Source organism: Bacillus sp. AC266 (genome assembly GCF_979253805.1).
The window spans coordinates 17,904-32,622 of sequence record NZ_CEEDEC010000014.1; the positions used below are offsets into that span (position 1 = coordinate 17,904).

The window sequence follows — 14,719 nt, forward strand, 5'->3', positions numbered from 1 at the left end:
CCCATGAATAAGCGTGATAAAGCAATTTTAAACGATCTAATTCGTTTCCGTGTTATGAGTCGAGATCAGATTATTACGTTACACTTTTCACATTTAAAAAATCCCGTGTCAAACTGTAATTTAGTTTTGAAACGCCTTCAAGATCGAAACTATATCCGTCCCTATAAATCTTTTCAGCCCTATGTCTACGCACCATATGACTCAAAAATAAAAGACACCAGCCAAAAAATTTTCCACTTCCTATCCATTGTTGATACCTATATAGAATTAACAAAATACGATACCCCTTCTAATGTGTTAATCGAACCGAAATTTGGGCAAAAAGGAACAATTGAATGTGATATGTTTTGTTTATTCCGTAACACCCCATTCATGATCGAAATTCAGCGCAATCAGTACAGTGACAAAGTTATGCACTCTAAAATAGAACGATACGAACAGTTTTATTTATCCGACATTTGGCAACAATTCCACTGGCAACGACCAAATAAAAAAATATTCCCTATCGTTCTTATGATTACCGATACGCATTATCAAATCACAAGCGAATATATAAAAGTAGTTCAAGTACCGAATATCCATAGTTTAATAAACATGTTTTCTCCTATCGAAAAATCCCCTATATCTTCACAATCATCCAAAGGTGGTATTAAAATCAAAATCAAATAGCATAACAAAAGAGCTAGAAAGTTCTAGCTCTTTTTCTGTGAAACTTACATACTCCAAAAATCATTAATATCAACCTTTGAATCATGCTTTCTAATAGCCTTAATTAATTTCCTCATCACTTGTGGACTAGGAATATATTCTTTTTCATTACAAGCCCTAGAAACTGTATTACGACTTACTCCACTAGCACTTATCAGATCCTTTTGCTCCAAACCGCGTTCAAATAGCCATCTTGCTAACTTTGTTTTTCTCTTCGGTTTTCCCCACATTGTTTATGTACATCCCTTTCACTATGCCTTTACCCGTAATTATGGACAAAATCCCAAAGTGCTATACGTAATCACAATAATTTGTGCATATGTCATAAACTATGTGCATATGTATTAATATGACCATATAAATTGCAACTTTTTTGTAATTTTTTTGTGGAATGTATCATACATAACAATAGTAATAGTTTGCCATTACACATCAGCCTATTAGCAAACCATTGCTATGAATATTCGAAAAAAACATCAAAAAAAAGAGCACCTATATAGGTGCTTATTTCTTTTTCTCTTTATATCTCGTATTCCCTAATACTTTTGGTTTATTTAACGTAATTGGTTTTTTATCTTTATTAATAAGATCTGAAAGAGCATCCAGATTTTCTGTAAATTTTTTGACTGTTAGCTTATAACTAAATGCATCGGGAACTCTTTTTATATTTGAAATTTCTGTAACCCCAATATCTAGCGAATAACGTTTAAGCTTTGGAAGTGTACTAATATCTTTTTTGATCATATCTTTGATTTTAAAGTACGGTACGTGAAATAAAAAGAATGTATTTGTTTCCTCATGCTTAACCTCAACAGCATATAAAGAATAATATTGTTCTTTTCCCTCACAACACTTAGGACACTCTTTTACCTCTTTGTACATTTTTTCTAACATGTAATGCACTGGTTGCTTTCCAATTTGCATTTTATGCTCATCACATAATTCACGATGAAAAGGCGGTATAAATGCTTTTAATTGTGTATATTTACTTTGGGCCAATAAACTAAAAGCTTTATGTTTCAAATCATATAAAGTTTGACGTTGTTTTATACACTCTTGTCGCTTTGGTTGTTTCATTCTTCCTTTTAAAAGCCATGTGCAATGCTCAATGTGGAATGATACCCATTGTGTCCAGTATGCTAAACGACAAGTATAAAATAATTCTTGATCTATGCCATGCCACGTTCTTTGCAGCGTCTTATATTCTTCATTATATTGTTTTTTCAATGAATCTTGTATTACCTTTTGTTCTGTAGACACTCTGATCCCATCCTTCCTAGTTAGAAGTATACATGTATACTAAGGATAACATAACAACAAATCTATACTTCTTATGAATCTTTGTACATCTTGCTCCATACCCGATAGCTCAAATTTATGAATTATAGGTACTCTGTACATGTTTGCAATTATATCCGCACTCTTCGCAAAGCTTTTGCCCCAATTACGGTTCCCACTTGCAGCCACGGCCAGTAACCTTTTATGATTCCTTTTCAAGAAACTTAATGTTCTCTCTGGAACTTGCCCAAATCCCGTTGTATACGTAACGAAAATAAAATCATCTTCTATTTTCATATTTTCCTTTATCTTGATTGCTTTCATCCCTAATTTAGAAATAAAACGTTCTACATTTCCTGTTTGTGAATCATAACAAACCAAGATGTTTTTCATGATGCACTCTCCTTGTTTTTTTGAAAGAACGCATGAAATTTATTGAATTATGTTATTTATTTGTTATAACATTAAAGAAGGAATTTAGTGTACCAGACTAAATCCCTTCAGTGAACAATCATTTGCCAACAGAATACTTATAGTAAATTCACTCTATATCTTTGTATAGGGTGTTTTTACTGTGCTTTTAACATGAAATTTAAGATTGTATATCCCATTTTTCTCATTGTGCAACCGTGTTTTTTAGCCAAAATTTCTAATGTACGGCGCTCTCCAGGTGGAATTTCAATACTTACCAGTTCATATACACTTTGATCGTATTCATGTACTGGAATATCGTCCATATAAGAAAAATCTAAACCTTCACGGATCAGCTCACCAGCAATGATACTTACCTCTTCATCATCATATAAGTTCAGTTGTTCTAATTGATCATACTGTACTTCGCTCAAAGGTATAATAAATTTTGTGCCTTTATTCTTACGAGATTTAGCCCCTAATGATTTCACTTTAACTGTTTCATCTAACATAACATTTAACATTTTAATTACCCCTTTCGTTTTTAACGATTTGTTTAATCAAAATTCCTCTAAATCTGTTTCTATAACTTTCACTTCTTTTCCATGTTCTTCACTTAAAATTTGTTTTACTTCTGAATTATTGTCTTTCCTTAATTGAAAGCCTTCTTCTGGCCAAGCCAAGAGCCATGACCTTTTATATTCTTCTCCACCCATTACATACCGCTCATCAAAAACGTACAACCTGTTCACCCCATTTTTATGAAGTTATTAAGCTGATTTTCTTACTGTACTTACAGCCGCTAAACAAGCCGCAACGCCTAGACGTTCATCACTATAATCTTTATCGTCAATTTTTATATGCCAATGACCATCCACCTTATTGATCATTGCATTATGTTCTTCGCCTAATTTTTCTAGAATATTTGTAGACTCATTAAGAGCACCAAACTGGTCCACTGGCATATTTTCAAACGGCTGATTTTTCACCCCCCAATATTGGCCCACTCTTTCTAATCCGAAAAACTCTTTTGCTATGATATGATCAAGCTTTTCAGTTACATGTAAATCTTGAAAAGGAACCCACCAGTCAGATGTGCTCATTGCAACAAATTCCTTTGTTACGCCGTGGAATAGAATACAACAAATGCTGATCCCTTCCTTATCATCTTGTTTAACAACAAAATCGAACTGTTTTAATGCATTCCCGTTTTTATCAGTTGCTCCAATTTCAATTTCTCCTTGTTTTAACATTTCGATATGGCTCATTATCAAATGCCCCCTTCAATTAATTCACTAAACTTACCGAAATCAAAGCACTTAATAAAACTAATCCAACAAAATTTAATGTATTTTTAATCCTTACAGACACTTCTTTACACCCTTTCTTTTAAGATTTAAAATTTTGTGGTTCCCTTTTTCTTCATTAATTTGTTTTTTTGTATAAATCACAACTTCCTCTATACAGTGATAGCATAATCTTCCTAAACAAAAGCCTTCTTCCGCTTCTTTTCCACAAGCTACACATATATAATCTTGCATTTACATTCTTCCTCTCGTTGTAAATTTAAAAGATACCACCGGAAAAGATGTACATGAAAATTATTATCGAAATAGCTATAAAAATAGTTCCATAAAACCATATTTGGTCAGAAATACTTTCTTCAATTCCAAACCATTCACTTATATTTTTGTAATTTTCTGAAATGAATGAGTAAAATTTTTTGAGGGATTTCGATTTATGATGAGGATATGTTAAAATAGACTCATCGTTGGTAATTTTTAAAAGATTGTTTGACACCACAAACCATCCTTTCTAAATTATCACAAGTTATAGAAAGAGTCCTGGCCACGTTTACCGACATTGACAGGGCTTTTTCTTTTGCAATTTTACTTTTCAAATTTCTCTAGGGTTAGTTTTCTAAAGAATTCTGAATATGTCTTTTCACTATCTTTTATGCGTTGCCAATGTTCTTCGGAAAGTGTAACTGAAACCTTTCTCGTTATACCGAGTGTAGGACGACCAGCACCCTCCCTTTTCCCTCCATGCTTTTTCATTTGTTCCCCTTCCTGGTAGTAATTTGATTTAGGTTACTTTTATTATAATGAATTAAGTTACTTTAATCAAGAGGTTTTTAAAATTTTTTGACTTTTTATTTAACTACAATTTTAACTTGTGCCCCGTCTGGTAATTTATCTACCTTATTACCTATAAATGATCCAGCACCTCTATTATCAGCGGGTTTAATATACTTAATATCCGCACCCGTTCCGCCTTCTTTGCACATAGCCATTGGATATTCATCACGATCATATCCCTTTTTTGTTGGTACGCCCGCTAGAGATTGTTTCCTTCTATCCGCGGCCCCTTTTCGGTCTATAGTACAAATATCAGTTTTCCCTTTTTCAATCGCTTCTTTAATATGAGCGCCCGTTTCTGGATATTTAGAAGAAGGAAACTCTATAACTTGCGCCACTTTTTCAGATCCGTTTGCTTGCTTTACACTCGTTTTATCATGAGTCATTGAACATCCTGTAAACAGCATACTAACAACCGCAACACTACCTATAAAAGCTTTTATTTTCATTAATACCCTCCTTTGTAGAAAATAAGTGTTTTATAAATCAAATTCACTTGAAGGGATTAATTTCCCACCAATTTTTTCAATATCTTTTTTTGTTGCTCTTATAATTCCTAATAACTCTCTCATTTGTATATGTTCATTTGAATAAATATCTTCATGATTATCATATATTTCACGCAATTCCACTTCTAAATCACCTAAAATTCCCTCAGCTTTTAAAACAAACCCTAGTTCTTTTTTCATCTTTTTTCCTCCTGTCCTTTAATAAAATTCACTAAAAACAAAATCATAAAATACATCAGCAACACTTTCCGCATCGTAATCACTAACGCATTTGGATAAGGCTTTAATTAAAATCGGCCTTTCATCTTTAAAATTGATCTTGTAATCCATAAGAAAACTCCAATTAAATGAAGGGATAGCAATTAAACAGCTATGTTTCATATCATGTTCGCAAAAACACACCGTTGGTGAATCATAGTTTTTCAAGGCTTCAAATTCCGCGAATTTCACCTATATCGCCCCCTTTCTTTTTATCCCTTAATCCTTTTATGAACGTATCTTATTGAAACAACCGCTAAAAGGATTAAAGCAAGTGTAATACCGAAACTAGCCATTACAAACGGTTCAACAGCTGGATTTATAACGCCCATGATTAAAACCTCCCATTCCCCATTTAGAAAGATAAAATCTATTTAGTCATTAATCCTTTATATTTTTTTTGCGCTGTATTAGTAATGCTGATATTAACTAAAATCGGCACTAGCAAATACATCGCAAATTTAAAACCTGTATACGCTACAACAACTACACTACAAATAATAAGCACTATTAAAAAAAGAAAGGAAATCACAAAAATACGTTCATATTTTTTGTATTTTTGTTTCGACTCTAAATGTCCTTCACTTACACCCATTCTTCTCCCCCTTATTTCTCTATAGCGTGAAATCTTCCATTGTCTTTCTAATCTCATCAGCTTCAATTCCAATGTAACGCAACGTTTGCCCTTGCGTTGTATGACCAAATAACTTCATCAAATAGTACACATCTTTTTTCCTCTGGTAGTAATGGTAGCCAAAGCTCTTCCTCATTGAGTGTGTGCCCCAATGATCTTTATCAATTCCACAAGCTAGGGCCGCTTTTCTTAGAATTGTATCAGCCATTTGCCTTGTAATTGGCTTATCTCCTTCACGACTAGGGAACAGCCAATCTGAATCGGCCATTTGCTTTGTATACTTTTCAATTTCACGCTGTAAGACTGCATTGAAATACACATCAACGGTATTTTCTGTTTTCTCCATTTTAATTTTTGCTACATCTTTCCCTCTAACATCTTTTACTCGCAAGCGTAATATGTCACTGATCCTTAACCCTGTATTGATACCAAAATAAAAAATAAAGTAATTCCGATAAGACGAGTTGCGCAATAACCATTCTTTCATTTCATCAATTTTTTCAAGTGAACGAATCGGCTCTTTTGCTCCTGGCTTACGTCCTCCTTTCGTCATATAAAATGACCTCCTAATCTTTGTTGTTAATTATATTATGTAAAACTTAATTACATTATAACTGTAATTTGTAAAATTAACAATGATTTCCTTTGACTTTTTCACATGAAAAAACCAGCTATTACATGCGTAAAACGCACTATATAGCTGGTTCATACCAATTTGCTATTTTCATACTTTTGTAAAACTCATTCTTCACAAATGTTTAATTCATGATTTAGCATAATAACATGTTTTACATTTCTTCCTCCAACGATTTTCAGCATTTAACCACCTTTTTCTATTACAGGAAGGGCACTCAATGCGTACTTTATCTAATTCCCATTTTAAAGACGTTTCATTAAAACTATATTTTTCATTTTCATTTGATGGATTAGGTATTTGATTTTTATAAACTTCCACTATACAACTTTGACAATAAAGTTTATTATGTAATTTTTTCAATGTAACAGAAAAAAAGCCCTTAAATTCGCCTTCTATTGCTTCACAATCAAAACAAATCCGACCATTCAATTTGTTTTGATACAGCACTAAACTACTTTTACAAGCTTCTTCATCATAATCATCATAGTAGCGAACTCCAGGAATGACTGTTGAGCACTGGTAACAATTTAAATCTTTTGTTCCCCCTGGATGGTTAAAGTCATAATACCCTAAACCTTTTCTATCTACTTTATATTCAGATCCACCCTCTACCCTAAGTATATTTTTAAATCCGCAATGAGCGCATACTACAGGAAATCGTTCTGTTCTACAGTCTGAACAATCACAAGGCCTACCCCAATCACAATTTGGCATAAAACATCAACTTCTTTCCTAATCAAATTTCTGTTATTTACATTATTAAAATATACACTCATTGGTTAAAATGTTCTATTATTAATGCTTAGGTGGGATTACAATGAAAAATAATAAAAAACAAAATTCATTTTACATAAGAGAATATACTTTGCGGGATAAAAGCAAAAAATCCATTAAAGTGGAAGGCTGGCGCTCGTTTAAAGAGGAAATGAGGGTACTTGGTATTAAAGACAGTGATATTTTTCAAGTTCAACTGATTAAAAAACATATGTAAATTATCTGTATAAAGGAAAAGAACTTGTATAATTTATACAAGTTCTTTTCCTTTATACAGAGCAAACCCTTTTTAGTTATAAAGTTTTTGCTTTTCTTTTATAAATACCTTTAATTCATTCCCTAAATTCATTTCAACAATAAATTGATTATATAAATCAATTAAATTTGCTACTTCCGTTGATTGCTCTAATATTCGGTTGTTATCTTTATTAATTGTTTTAATATGGCTATCCCGCCACTGTATTTCTTTCTCTAATTCTTTTATTTTTAATTCTAACTCTTGTACTTTATCCATACCCCTTTACTCCCCTATAATCATCCATACTTTTTAGTTTTATTGTGGATCTGTATAAGCTACAGCTTTACTTTTTTCATCCGTCCACCTACTACTTATCTTTTTTCTTTTACAAGTATTATAGGCGTCTACTCCCAATATCTTTTCAGTTTTTTGTAAGTTTTCTGGTCTTGGGCCTTTACCTTGTTTTTCGTGATGTAACCACCCCAAAAAGTATATCCTGTCAGCTTCTTCAACATCCCTCCTATAGCTAGCAACCTCATGCGGTTGCGGTCGATTATTTATGTTTACAGTTACAGGGATTCTTTTGTTAAACTCTTCAAAGAAATACTTGGATTTAAAAGTATTATCTGGATCATACTTCAACCCTAATACTTTACATAATTCATTGAACTTTTCCCCTAAATGAGTATCAATATTGAACCCCGGCTTTACATCTAGTTCAAAATAAAAATTTTTTATTTTGGCTCCAAACATTAGTTTATAAGGTGACTCATCTATAAAAAAGAAAACATCAAAAGTTATTTTATTAAAAGTAAAGTCAAATTTATAACGCTTTATCCCTTGTGTTTTCATAGCTTGATATAGTTTTACGATACCATCTAATTTCATTGTTTTCCCTCCAATTACAATCTTTTATTTTATCTTACCATTTTATAGTAAATATTAAATTCTTAAAAAAGTAAAAAACCTTACTATTAATAGCAAGGTTTCTCCTAATGGGGTAATGACATTTATTATACAAGCGCTATTTACCAGCCTGTACCGTGTTCAGACATATAAATAACTGGCTCTTTCGGAAGTGGTTTTGCTTGTTGTGAATCATTAGATACATTAATACCCAATGTCAGAATTATGGCTGCTGCAAAACTTAATAAACCGATCTTTTTCATTTTAAAGCCTCCCGTTCTTGTAATTTTTGCTCTGCTTGATGAGCTATGTGATAATACTTCCCTGCTTTTTCTAAGCTATTATCTTCAACAAATTTAATTGCTAACTGTTGAGAGTAGTCTTTCACATATCCAGTTAACCCTTCTTTTTCAAAAACGGAAATTCCTTCTTGTATTACTGTTTCTAATGTTTCAGTTGATGAACCATTATTCATAGCTTCTAAAATTTTAAAGTGATATTCATATTCTTCATTACTTAAGCTCTTACAAACATTAATACCATCTAAAATTAATGTTGATGCAATTTCTTTTTGACCTAATTTAAAATATTCTCTAGCTAATAAGAAGTTTGCTTTTAAAAGCGGAAGGTCTGTAAGACTGCATTTTTCATGATCAATTACCTCTGATAAATAGCGTATTGCTAGTTCAGACATATCTTGATCAGCATATAACATGCCTAAATTTTGTCGTGTTTTTAAAATCAAATTCTCATGCTCTGTATTTTCTAAAATATTTAAGGATAAAAGGAAATGTTCCTCTGCCTTTTCATACTGCCTTAATGTATTACAAATCAACCCTGTAATATTTTCACACCCTGCAACATTAATTTCATATCCTTTGTGTTTTAAAAATATTTCTTTAGCATACAAAATATAATCCAGGGCCTTTAATGGCTGGCGCGTCTGCCAATAAAAGATTGATCGCTTATATTGAAATTCTGCTTTTTCAATTTCATCTGGAACATATTTTAAAAACTCTTCTGCTTTTTGATATGCTTCATTTGCAACATTGTACTTTCCAATTTCTACAGCATGTAGCGCCTTAAAGAAATAATAATAATATGTTAAAAAGTTGTCTTTAGGTTTTTCAATCTCTTCTAACGCTTTTAAACTATCTTCCATACTTCCTTTATTGTTAATCAAAATATTGTAACGGTAATTAAGAAGCGCATAATATACAAGTATGTTTTGATCTTCTTCTATACTGTGAATTTTACTATCTATACTTTCTTTTAATTGTTGGGCTGTCCCGATATTTCGTATGCGAATTTCTTCGTACCATTCGTTCAATAGGCTTGTAATTTTTTCTTTAGTAATTACTTGAACACCCATAGCATCCACTTCCCCTTTTTCATGTAAATTAATACCATAATATCAAAAAATACAGCTAAGAACATTAAATATTCGGAAGATTGAATATTTCTCAACAAAATATACATCTAATTGTTTTCTTTGAAATAAGTCTAATAACAAACTAAAAGGACATTTTTACTAAATAAATCGTAATTACATATAAATTCATTTTGCACCTATTTTTTAGGGCACGATTGCCTTTTTGAAACGATCCATCTATTACCGATTTTCTTCGCTTTAACCTCACCAGAAGCACATAAGTTTTTTAATGTTCCAGGTGACATGTTCCACTGTTCAGCCGCTTCTTCTACACCCATAACCTCATCTAACGGGTTTCTATCCTCATCAATATAATTAATCACCAATTGACGTAATGTTTCAGCTGGCGCACTTGTTTTTTCAGTGAATTGCTCCCAGACATCGTCTGGAAGCCTAAATTTTCGCTGCATTAAAAACCTCTCCTTTCAATTTCACAATGATATTGCAACGCTAGACTATCGGCATATTTTAAAGCCTGTTGGCGTTCTTTTCCTACAAACATTTTGGAATGTTCATAAAATCCATTTACCTTTTCATCTTCTATATAATTTTTATCGACCATTGGCCGCCTTTCCAATTGAACATGAAACTTTACAAGATTTTTATCATATCTATTTCTGACTAACGTTACAACGCTTTTAAATTCAGTATTTGCGACAGTTTGCGCATGTTCATGTATTTTCATTTGATACTCTTTTAATTTTTCTATAATTTCCTCTAGCCTATTTATATCCCTTCCGGCCCTATCACTGTAACCTTTTAATCTCTCCATATCATAAATGTGTTTGAATTTATCACAATTAGCATTTATATACATTTGGGCATCTCCTTTTTTTAGAAAACTAAGAGGGAAAATCCCTCTTAGGCTTCAAGTTTCGGCTTTCCTTTTTTGATGCGTTTCACTTCGTGCATGGTACGAATTTCATCTAATGAAAATTCTTTATTATGGTATTTTTTATACTCTCCCTCATACCAGTACCAAGCCCTTTTTTTAGATGCCCATTTGAAACCAAGTTTTTTTAATTCTTTCTTTAACGAGTAAGTATTACCTGTAACCCAAACCCAAGTCCCGATGATTTCAATTTCAAGATCATATTTGATAAGTTCGTCAATGATGTTTTGATATGCTCCGTTTGTTTCTGTTTTCGTATTCAATTTTTCAAAGAGCTTATCATATTCGTTCTTTAGTTGAATGAAATCTTCATGTTTCCCGCCTAAGTCTGGATGATGTTTTTTAGCTAATTTTTTATATTGTTTCTTTAGATCCTCTAAGGTAGTGACGCTTTGAAAGTATTTCATGGTCAACAACTCCTTTTAGTTTTTGAATGCGCTAGCGCATTTCTTAATTTTATATTATCATGCGCTAGCGCATAAAACAAGTATTATTTTACATATTTTCATTTTATTTACATATCATTTCAAAAATAATAAGGACTAGATTTTATCTAGTCCTTATCACAATTAATTATTTGAATACTATCGGCCCTCCAATGCTCTTTATAAGCCCTAAAATGTCAATATTGATATGATAGATACCAAAGATTATACTAAGCACCATAAACCGAATTAAACTTTTTATCTTTTTCATTAAAAAAGAGACAACCGCCCCTACAATAAATACAACTAATAGGACTGTCATAATTGTTCCCATGCTTTCCTCCCAAATTGATAATAAAATCCTCTCATGTCTAAAATGAGTTTAAGGCCCTTATTAATCAAAATAACGTTTGAATACAAATTTGATACCCAATGTATTAATGAAGTTTGAAAGACGTTTTATAAACGAATCTGAGAAGTCATTTTCTGTGGAATGGTGGAAGTTTATTATGATGATAGTCGTAGACAAATTGTTTTGTCATAAACATGATGCCAATCCCATTTATAACAATAGAGATTAGGATAAATATTACTTGTAGATCAATCCTATCAGTTAAAACAGTTCGAAGAACATACATACCAATGAGACTAATAGCTACAATTCCAAAGCCGTATATATCATATTTTCCGTTCTCTAACTTTTCCTGTTCAATATTAAATGTTTTATAACACAAATAGGCAACAATTCCCGTTGTTATCCAAATAAGTACGCTTATCATTACATGATCCACCTCCTTTCCTTTATAATCAGCGTACTTATTGGATTTTATATTGTTAAAAAGATCAACTTATATATCCATCTTCTTTCATAGGCTGTTGAATTTTCGTTTCATCTACTACCCATCTATTTTTCTGTTCATCATATATTAAAGAAATGTCTAGCGGTATTTGTGTAATACTTGAAACACCGTTAACGGTTATTTTCTGCCAAACACGGGCGAATATATTCGCATGTGTTGCATCTACTGGTGTATAGTACAATAACAATTTATCAATATCCGAAACTATAGTTTTGTCTGGTTCTGTTTTTTCTATTGGTTGCTTTGGATCTGTTCCCGCTGGAACTAGCATTTTTAAAGCTTTTTCTGTTGCAAAGGGTTGGATCTTAGTCCACGCTCTTTCTCCTTTAGCTGTATCATAAGCAAAAAAAGCCTTTAAAAAATCTTCTGTATCTTTCTTGACCTCTGTTTCGGTATTTCGTTCTTTCCCCTTTAATTCCTGGTTTAATTTTTCGTTTTCCTTTTGTGCTACCTTTAATTTTTTCTTTGTATCCTCATATTTTTTTTGATAATTATTTACTTTTGAAGTTTGAGAGCTTGCATATGTCCCTACTCCTAAAAATAACAATATGAGAATTGCTACAATCCCCTTATTCATATTACTTCCCCCTTTATTTTACCCTTCTAATACCAGAGAAATGCTCTGTCCAATACGGCATACTTAGATCTGCATAATGTAAATGTGTTCCACCTGCATTAAACATCTTGTTATTACCAATGTAAATTCCGATATGTGAAATACCCGCTTTATATGTTCCGTGAAAGAAAACTAGATCGCCTGGCGCTGGTTTGTCAACAGGTACGGTCGCATTATACATATCTTCTGCGGTTCCACTAAGTCGAATTCCTACTTTATTGAAACTCCACTCGATCAGTCCCGAACAGTCGAAATTCGGCGGCGCTCGGCCAGCCCACACATACGGATAACCGTCGTACGGTGCTACTAGAGCCATAATTTCATTAAATTTCGCATTCGCTGGTCCGTCTCCTGTTCCGTCTCCAGGGCCAGCACCTCCACCTCCAGCGGTAGCAACATAATGTTTTAACACTTTTTCTACATAGCTAAAGTCCCCATAACAATACGGACTCCTAAAGCCACATTGAGTACGTCCCCCGTTATGCTCTAGGGCAAATTGTTTTGCTAATTCAAGTGTATACGCTCCACCATTCCTTTGAATAAAATTGATAAATCCCGGCCCGAAATTGTATGTTTGAAGTGCTAATTTAATTTTTTCTATATCAGCCGGGCCAGAAACACCAGCTAATTCTAATGAATGTTTTAACTCCTGTATACCGCACCATATTGAATAGTCGGGATCTGTTATACCATTTTGTATTTTTGGATAACGGGTGTTAAAAGCTCCCTCTGCACTCTGCATGACATCTATCAAAGTCCCGCCGCTCTCCTGTTGAATTAGGGCCAAAGCGAGGGAAATGAAAGGTTCCATCCCAAAACTTTGCGCGTGTTTTCTTACAAGAGGTTCCCATTTCAAGACTTCTGGTGAAACATTAGCCGTTCCTATCCCGCCTATCCCGCCTACTCCACCTGGAGTTGCTGGTTTTTCATCATCTACCGTTAAAACAACAACCAAACCAACTCCAGCTACAGTAATCATTAATGCCGCTAAACTAATCAAAATTACGATCAGTTTTATTTTCCATCCCTTTTTCTTTTTTTGCTTTTTTTGAACATGCTTTACTATTTCCTGCTCAACCATTAATTGTGATTGACTAGATTGCAACTTTTCTTCCCCTCCTTTTACTTAGAAAGAAAGCCCTCATTACTTAGAGGGCTTATGTTACATTCTCTATATCTTCATCTTCATCCATTGATGCTAAGTGACGAGATCCCCGTGTAGGATTGTTATATACTCGCTGCTGTTGTCCTGGTCGAACCTGTTCTTCTCGCTCTCCCCGTTCTTCTGTTCGTTCTGTATTAGGTGCATTCTCTATGTCAGTATGATTATTTTGTGTTGCATTTTCATTTGATGATGTATTCGTTTCTTTTTCTTTTACTGACTCTGTCGATTCAATCCAATCTTGAACAATCTCTTGAATTTGTTCTTCTGGATTTGTTAGGAAGTCTTTTAGTGGATTAGAAACATGTTTTTCGTTTTTAATTACCTTTTCTTGTCTTTCTTTTATTTCAGAGGAATCAACATTTTTTGTTGTTATTTGTTCCGTTGGAACGTTATTTTCTACTGGCGCTGTTTTTGTTTCTTTGGTAGGCGCTACAACTGGTGTAACTATTACGTTTTGACCTGGCACTTCATTATGAATCGGTGCAGCTGGCATTATCGGTGGTGTTGTTGGCCCAGCGGCTACTTCTTGATTTGGCACTTCATTATGAATCGGTGCAGCTGGTGTTACTGGTGTTGTTGTTGGCCCAGCGGCTACCTCTTGATTTGGTACTTCATTATGAATCGGTGCAGCTGGTGTTACTGGCGTTGTTGTTGGCCCAGCGGCTACCTCTTGATTTGGTACTTCATTATGAATCGGTGCAGCTGGTGTTACTGGCGTTGTTGTTGGCCCAGCGCCCACTTCTTGACCTGGCACTTCATTATGAATCGGTGCAGCTGGTGTTACTGGTGTTGTTGTTGGCCCAGCGCCCACTTCTTGACCTGGTACTTCATTATGAAT

General features: G+C 33.4%; 27 protein-coding genes and 2 pseudogenes. 2 read left to right on the plus strand and 27 right to left on the minus strand.

Annotated features, from left to right (window positions below; all coding sequences use genetic code 11):
• Positions 1-3: 3 nt before the first annotated feature.
• Complete coding sequence (locus AC0IXC_RS28515; protein ID WP_471653666.1) at positions 4-669, plus strand: replication-relaxation family protein; 666 nt, start codon at positions 4-6, stop codon at positions 667-669.
• A gap of 44 nt (positions 670-713) precedes the next feature.
• Here the strand turns inward: AC0IXC_RS28515 and AC0IXC_RS28520 are convergent, their stop codons facing one another.
• The 15 genes and pseudogenes from AC0IXC_RS28520 to AC0IXC_RS28590 form a co-directional block, all read right to left on the minus strand.
• Positions 714-938, minus strand: coding sequence for a helix-turn-helix domain-containing protein (locus tag AC0IXC_RS28520; protein ID WP_149191476.1), 225 nt, complete (start codon positions 936-938; stop codon positions 714-716).
• Between the two features lie 274 nt (positions 939-1,212).
• Positions 1,213-1,968, minus strand: coding sequence for a hypothetical protein (locus tag AC0IXC_RS28525; protein ID WP_471653667.1), 756 nt, complete (start codon positions 1,966-1,968; stop codon positions 1,213-1,215).
• 39 nt (positions 1,969-2,007) lie between these two features.
• On the minus strand, positions 2,008-2,370 hold the full coding sequence (gene nrdI, locus AC0IXC_RS28530; RefSeq protein WP_471653687.1) for a class Ib ribonucleoside-diphosphate reductase assembly flavoprotein NrdI: 363 nt from the start codon (positions 2,368-2,370) through the stop codon (positions 2,008-2,010).
• Between the two features lie 185 nt (positions 2,371-2,555).
• A complete protein-coding gene (locus AC0IXC_RS28535) occupies positions 2,556-2,921 on the minus strand; it encodes a hypothetical protein (RefSeq protein WP_471653668.1) in 366 nt (121 codons plus the stop codon).
• A gap of 36 nt (positions 2,922-2,957) precedes the next feature.
• A complete protein-coding gene (locus AC0IXC_RS28540) occupies positions 2,958-3,140 on the minus strand; it encodes a hypothetical protein (RefSeq protein WP_471653669.1) in 183 nt (60 codons plus the stop codon).
• 27 nt (positions 3,141-3,167) lie between these two features.
• Complete coding sequence (locus AC0IXC_RS28545; protein ID WP_471653670.1) at positions 3,168-3,665, minus strand: hypothetical protein; 498 nt, start codon at positions 3,663-3,665, stop codon at positions 3,168-3,170.
• Between the two features lie 93 nt (positions 3,666-3,758).
• Positions 3,759-3,938 (minus strand): hypothetical protein, encoded by a 180-nt coding sequence (locus tag AC0IXC_RS28550; RefSeq protein ID WP_471653671.1) that lies wholly within the window; start codon positions 3,936-3,938, stop codon positions 3,759-3,761.
• Between the two features lie 25 nt (positions 3,939-3,963).
• A complete protein-coding gene (locus AC0IXC_RS28555; RefSeq protein WP_471653672.1) occupies positions 3,964-4,200 on the minus strand; it encodes a DUF3961 domain-containing protein in 237 nt (78 codons plus the stop codon).
• A gap of 86 nt (positions 4,201-4,286) precedes the next feature.
• On the minus strand, positions 4,287-4,454 hold the full coding sequence (locus tag AC0IXC_RS28560; RefSeq protein ID WP_149191483.1) for a CopG family transcriptional regulator: 168 nt from the start codon (positions 4,452-4,454) through the stop codon (positions 4,287-4,289).
• Positions 4,455-4,549: 95 nt separating this feature from the next.
• Positions 4,550-4,867, minus strand: a pseudogene (locus AC0IXC_RS28565) (NucA/NucB deoxyribonuclease domain-containing protein); the annotation flags it as partial.
• A gap of 147 nt (positions 4,868-5,014) precedes the next feature.
• Positions 5,015-5,224, minus strand: a complete 210-nt coding sequence (locus tag AC0IXC_RS28570) for a hypothetical protein (RefSeq protein WP_471653673.1) — start codon at positions 5,222-5,224, stop codon at positions 5,015-5,017.
• A gap of 18 nt (positions 5,225-5,242) precedes the next feature.
• Positions 5,243-5,494 (minus strand): hypothetical protein, encoded by a 252-nt coding sequence (locus tag AC0IXC_RS28575; RefSeq protein ID WP_471653674.1) that lies wholly within the window; start codon positions 5,492-5,494, stop codon positions 5,243-5,245.
• Between the two features lie 178 nt (positions 5,495-5,672).
• A complete protein-coding gene (locus tag AC0IXC_RS28580; protein WP_471653675.1) occupies positions 5,673-5,897 on the minus strand; it encodes a hypothetical protein in 225 nt (74 codons plus the stop codon).
• A 19-nt stretch (positions 5,898-5,916) separates the two neighbouring features.
• The gene (locus AC0IXC_RS28585; protein ID WP_242243633.1) at positions 5,917-6,489 is read right to left on the minus strand and encodes a tyrosine-type recombinase/integrase; all 573 of its coding nucleotides are present in this window, start codon (positions 6,487-6,489) and stop codon (positions 5,917-5,919) included.
• Positions 6,490-6,699: 210 nt separating this feature from the next.
• Entirely contained in the window at positions 6,700-7,287 is a 588-nt protein-coding gene (locus AC0IXC_RS28590; RefSeq protein WP_471653676.1) for a hypothetical protein, read from the minus strand.
• Positions 7,288-7,390: 103 nt separating this feature from the next.
• Here AC0IXC_RS28590 and AC0IXC_RS28595 point away from each other — a divergent pair, with 103 nt between their 5' ends.
• On the plus strand, positions 7,391-7,564 hold the full coding sequence (locus tag AC0IXC_RS28595; protein ID WP_471653677.1) for a hypothetical protein: 174 nt from the start codon (positions 7,391-7,393) through the stop codon (positions 7,562-7,564).
• A 72-nt stretch (positions 7,565-7,636) separates the two neighbouring features.
• Here AC0IXC_RS28595 and AC0IXC_RS28600 read toward each other — a convergent pair whose 3' ends face one another.
• The 12 genes and pseudogenes from AC0IXC_RS28600 to AC0IXC_RS28655 all read right to left on the minus strand — a co-directional run.
• Positions 7,637-7,861, minus strand: a complete 225-nt coding sequence (locus AC0IXC_RS28600; protein WP_471653678.1) for a hypothetical protein — start codon at positions 7,859-7,861, stop codon at positions 7,637-7,639.
• Between the two features lie 39 nt (positions 7,862-7,900).
• Positions 7,901-8,473, minus strand: coding sequence for a DUF6037 family protein (locus AC0IXC_RS28605; protein ID WP_471653679.1), 573 nt, complete (start codon positions 8,471-8,473; stop codon positions 7,901-7,903).
• Positions 8,474-8,613: 140 nt separating this feature from the next.
• A complete protein-coding gene (locus AC0IXC_RS28610; protein WP_471653680.1) occupies positions 8,614-8,754 on the minus strand; it encodes a hypothetical protein in 141 nt (46 codons plus the stop codon).
• Positions 8,751-9,863 (minus strand): Rap family tetratricopeptide repeat protein, encoded by a 1,113-nt coding sequence (locus AC0IXC_RS28615; protein WP_471653688.1) that lies wholly within the window; start codon positions 9,861-9,863, stop codon positions 8,751-8,753. The genes AC0IXC_RS28610 and AC0IXC_RS28615 overlap by 4 nt, the downstream gene beginning before the upstream one ends.
• Positions 9,864-10,060: 197 nt before the next feature.
• Positions 10,061-10,333: a helix-turn-helix domain-containing protein gene (locus tag AC0IXC_RS28620; protein ID WP_327946443.1), complete on the minus strand. Its 273-nt coding sequence runs from the start codon at positions 10,331-10,333 to the stop codon at positions 10,061-10,063.
• On the minus strand, positions 10,333-10,740 hold the full coding sequence (locus AC0IXC_RS28625; protein ID WP_471653681.1) for a hypothetical protein: 408 nt from the start codon (positions 10,738-10,740) through the stop codon (positions 10,333-10,335). Before AC0IXC_RS28625 ends, AC0IXC_RS28620 begins: the two co-directional genes overlap by 1 nt.
• Positions 10,741-10,784: 44 nt before the next feature.
• The gene (locus AC0IXC_RS28630) at positions 10,785-11,222 is read right to left on the minus strand and encodes a molecular chaperone DnaJ (RefSeq protein WP_471653682.1); all 438 of its coding nucleotides are present in this window, start codon (positions 11,220-11,222) and stop codon (positions 10,785-10,787) included.
• A gap of 166 nt (positions 11,223-11,388) precedes the next feature.
• A complete protein-coding gene (locus AC0IXC_RS28635; protein ID WP_471653683.1) occupies positions 11,389-11,574 on the minus strand; it encodes a hypothetical protein in 186 nt (61 codons plus the stop codon).
• 145 nt (positions 11,575-11,719) lie between these two features.
• The gene (locus AC0IXC_RS28640) at positions 11,720-12,019 is read right to left on the minus strand and encodes a hypothetical protein (RefSeq protein WP_097877634.1); all 300 of its coding nucleotides are present in this window, start codon (positions 12,017-12,019) and stop codon (positions 11,720-11,722) included.
• Positions 12,020-12,083: 64 nt separating this feature from the next.
• Complete coding sequence (locus AC0IXC_RS28645; protein WP_098661294.1) at positions 12,084-12,677, minus strand: hypothetical protein; 594 nt, start codon at positions 12,675-12,677, stop codon at positions 12,084-12,086.
• A gap of 13 nt (positions 12,678-12,690) precedes the next feature.
• Positions 12,691-13,821 (minus strand): bifunctional lytic transglycosylase/C40 family peptidase, encoded by a 1,131-nt coding sequence (locus AC0IXC_RS28650; protein WP_471653684.1) that lies wholly within the window; start codon positions 13,819-13,821, stop codon positions 12,691-12,693.
• A gap of 52 nt (positions 13,822-13,873) precedes the next feature.
• Positions 13,874-14,719: pseudogene (locus tag AC0IXC_RS28655) on the minus strand (hypothetical protein); the annotation flags it as partial.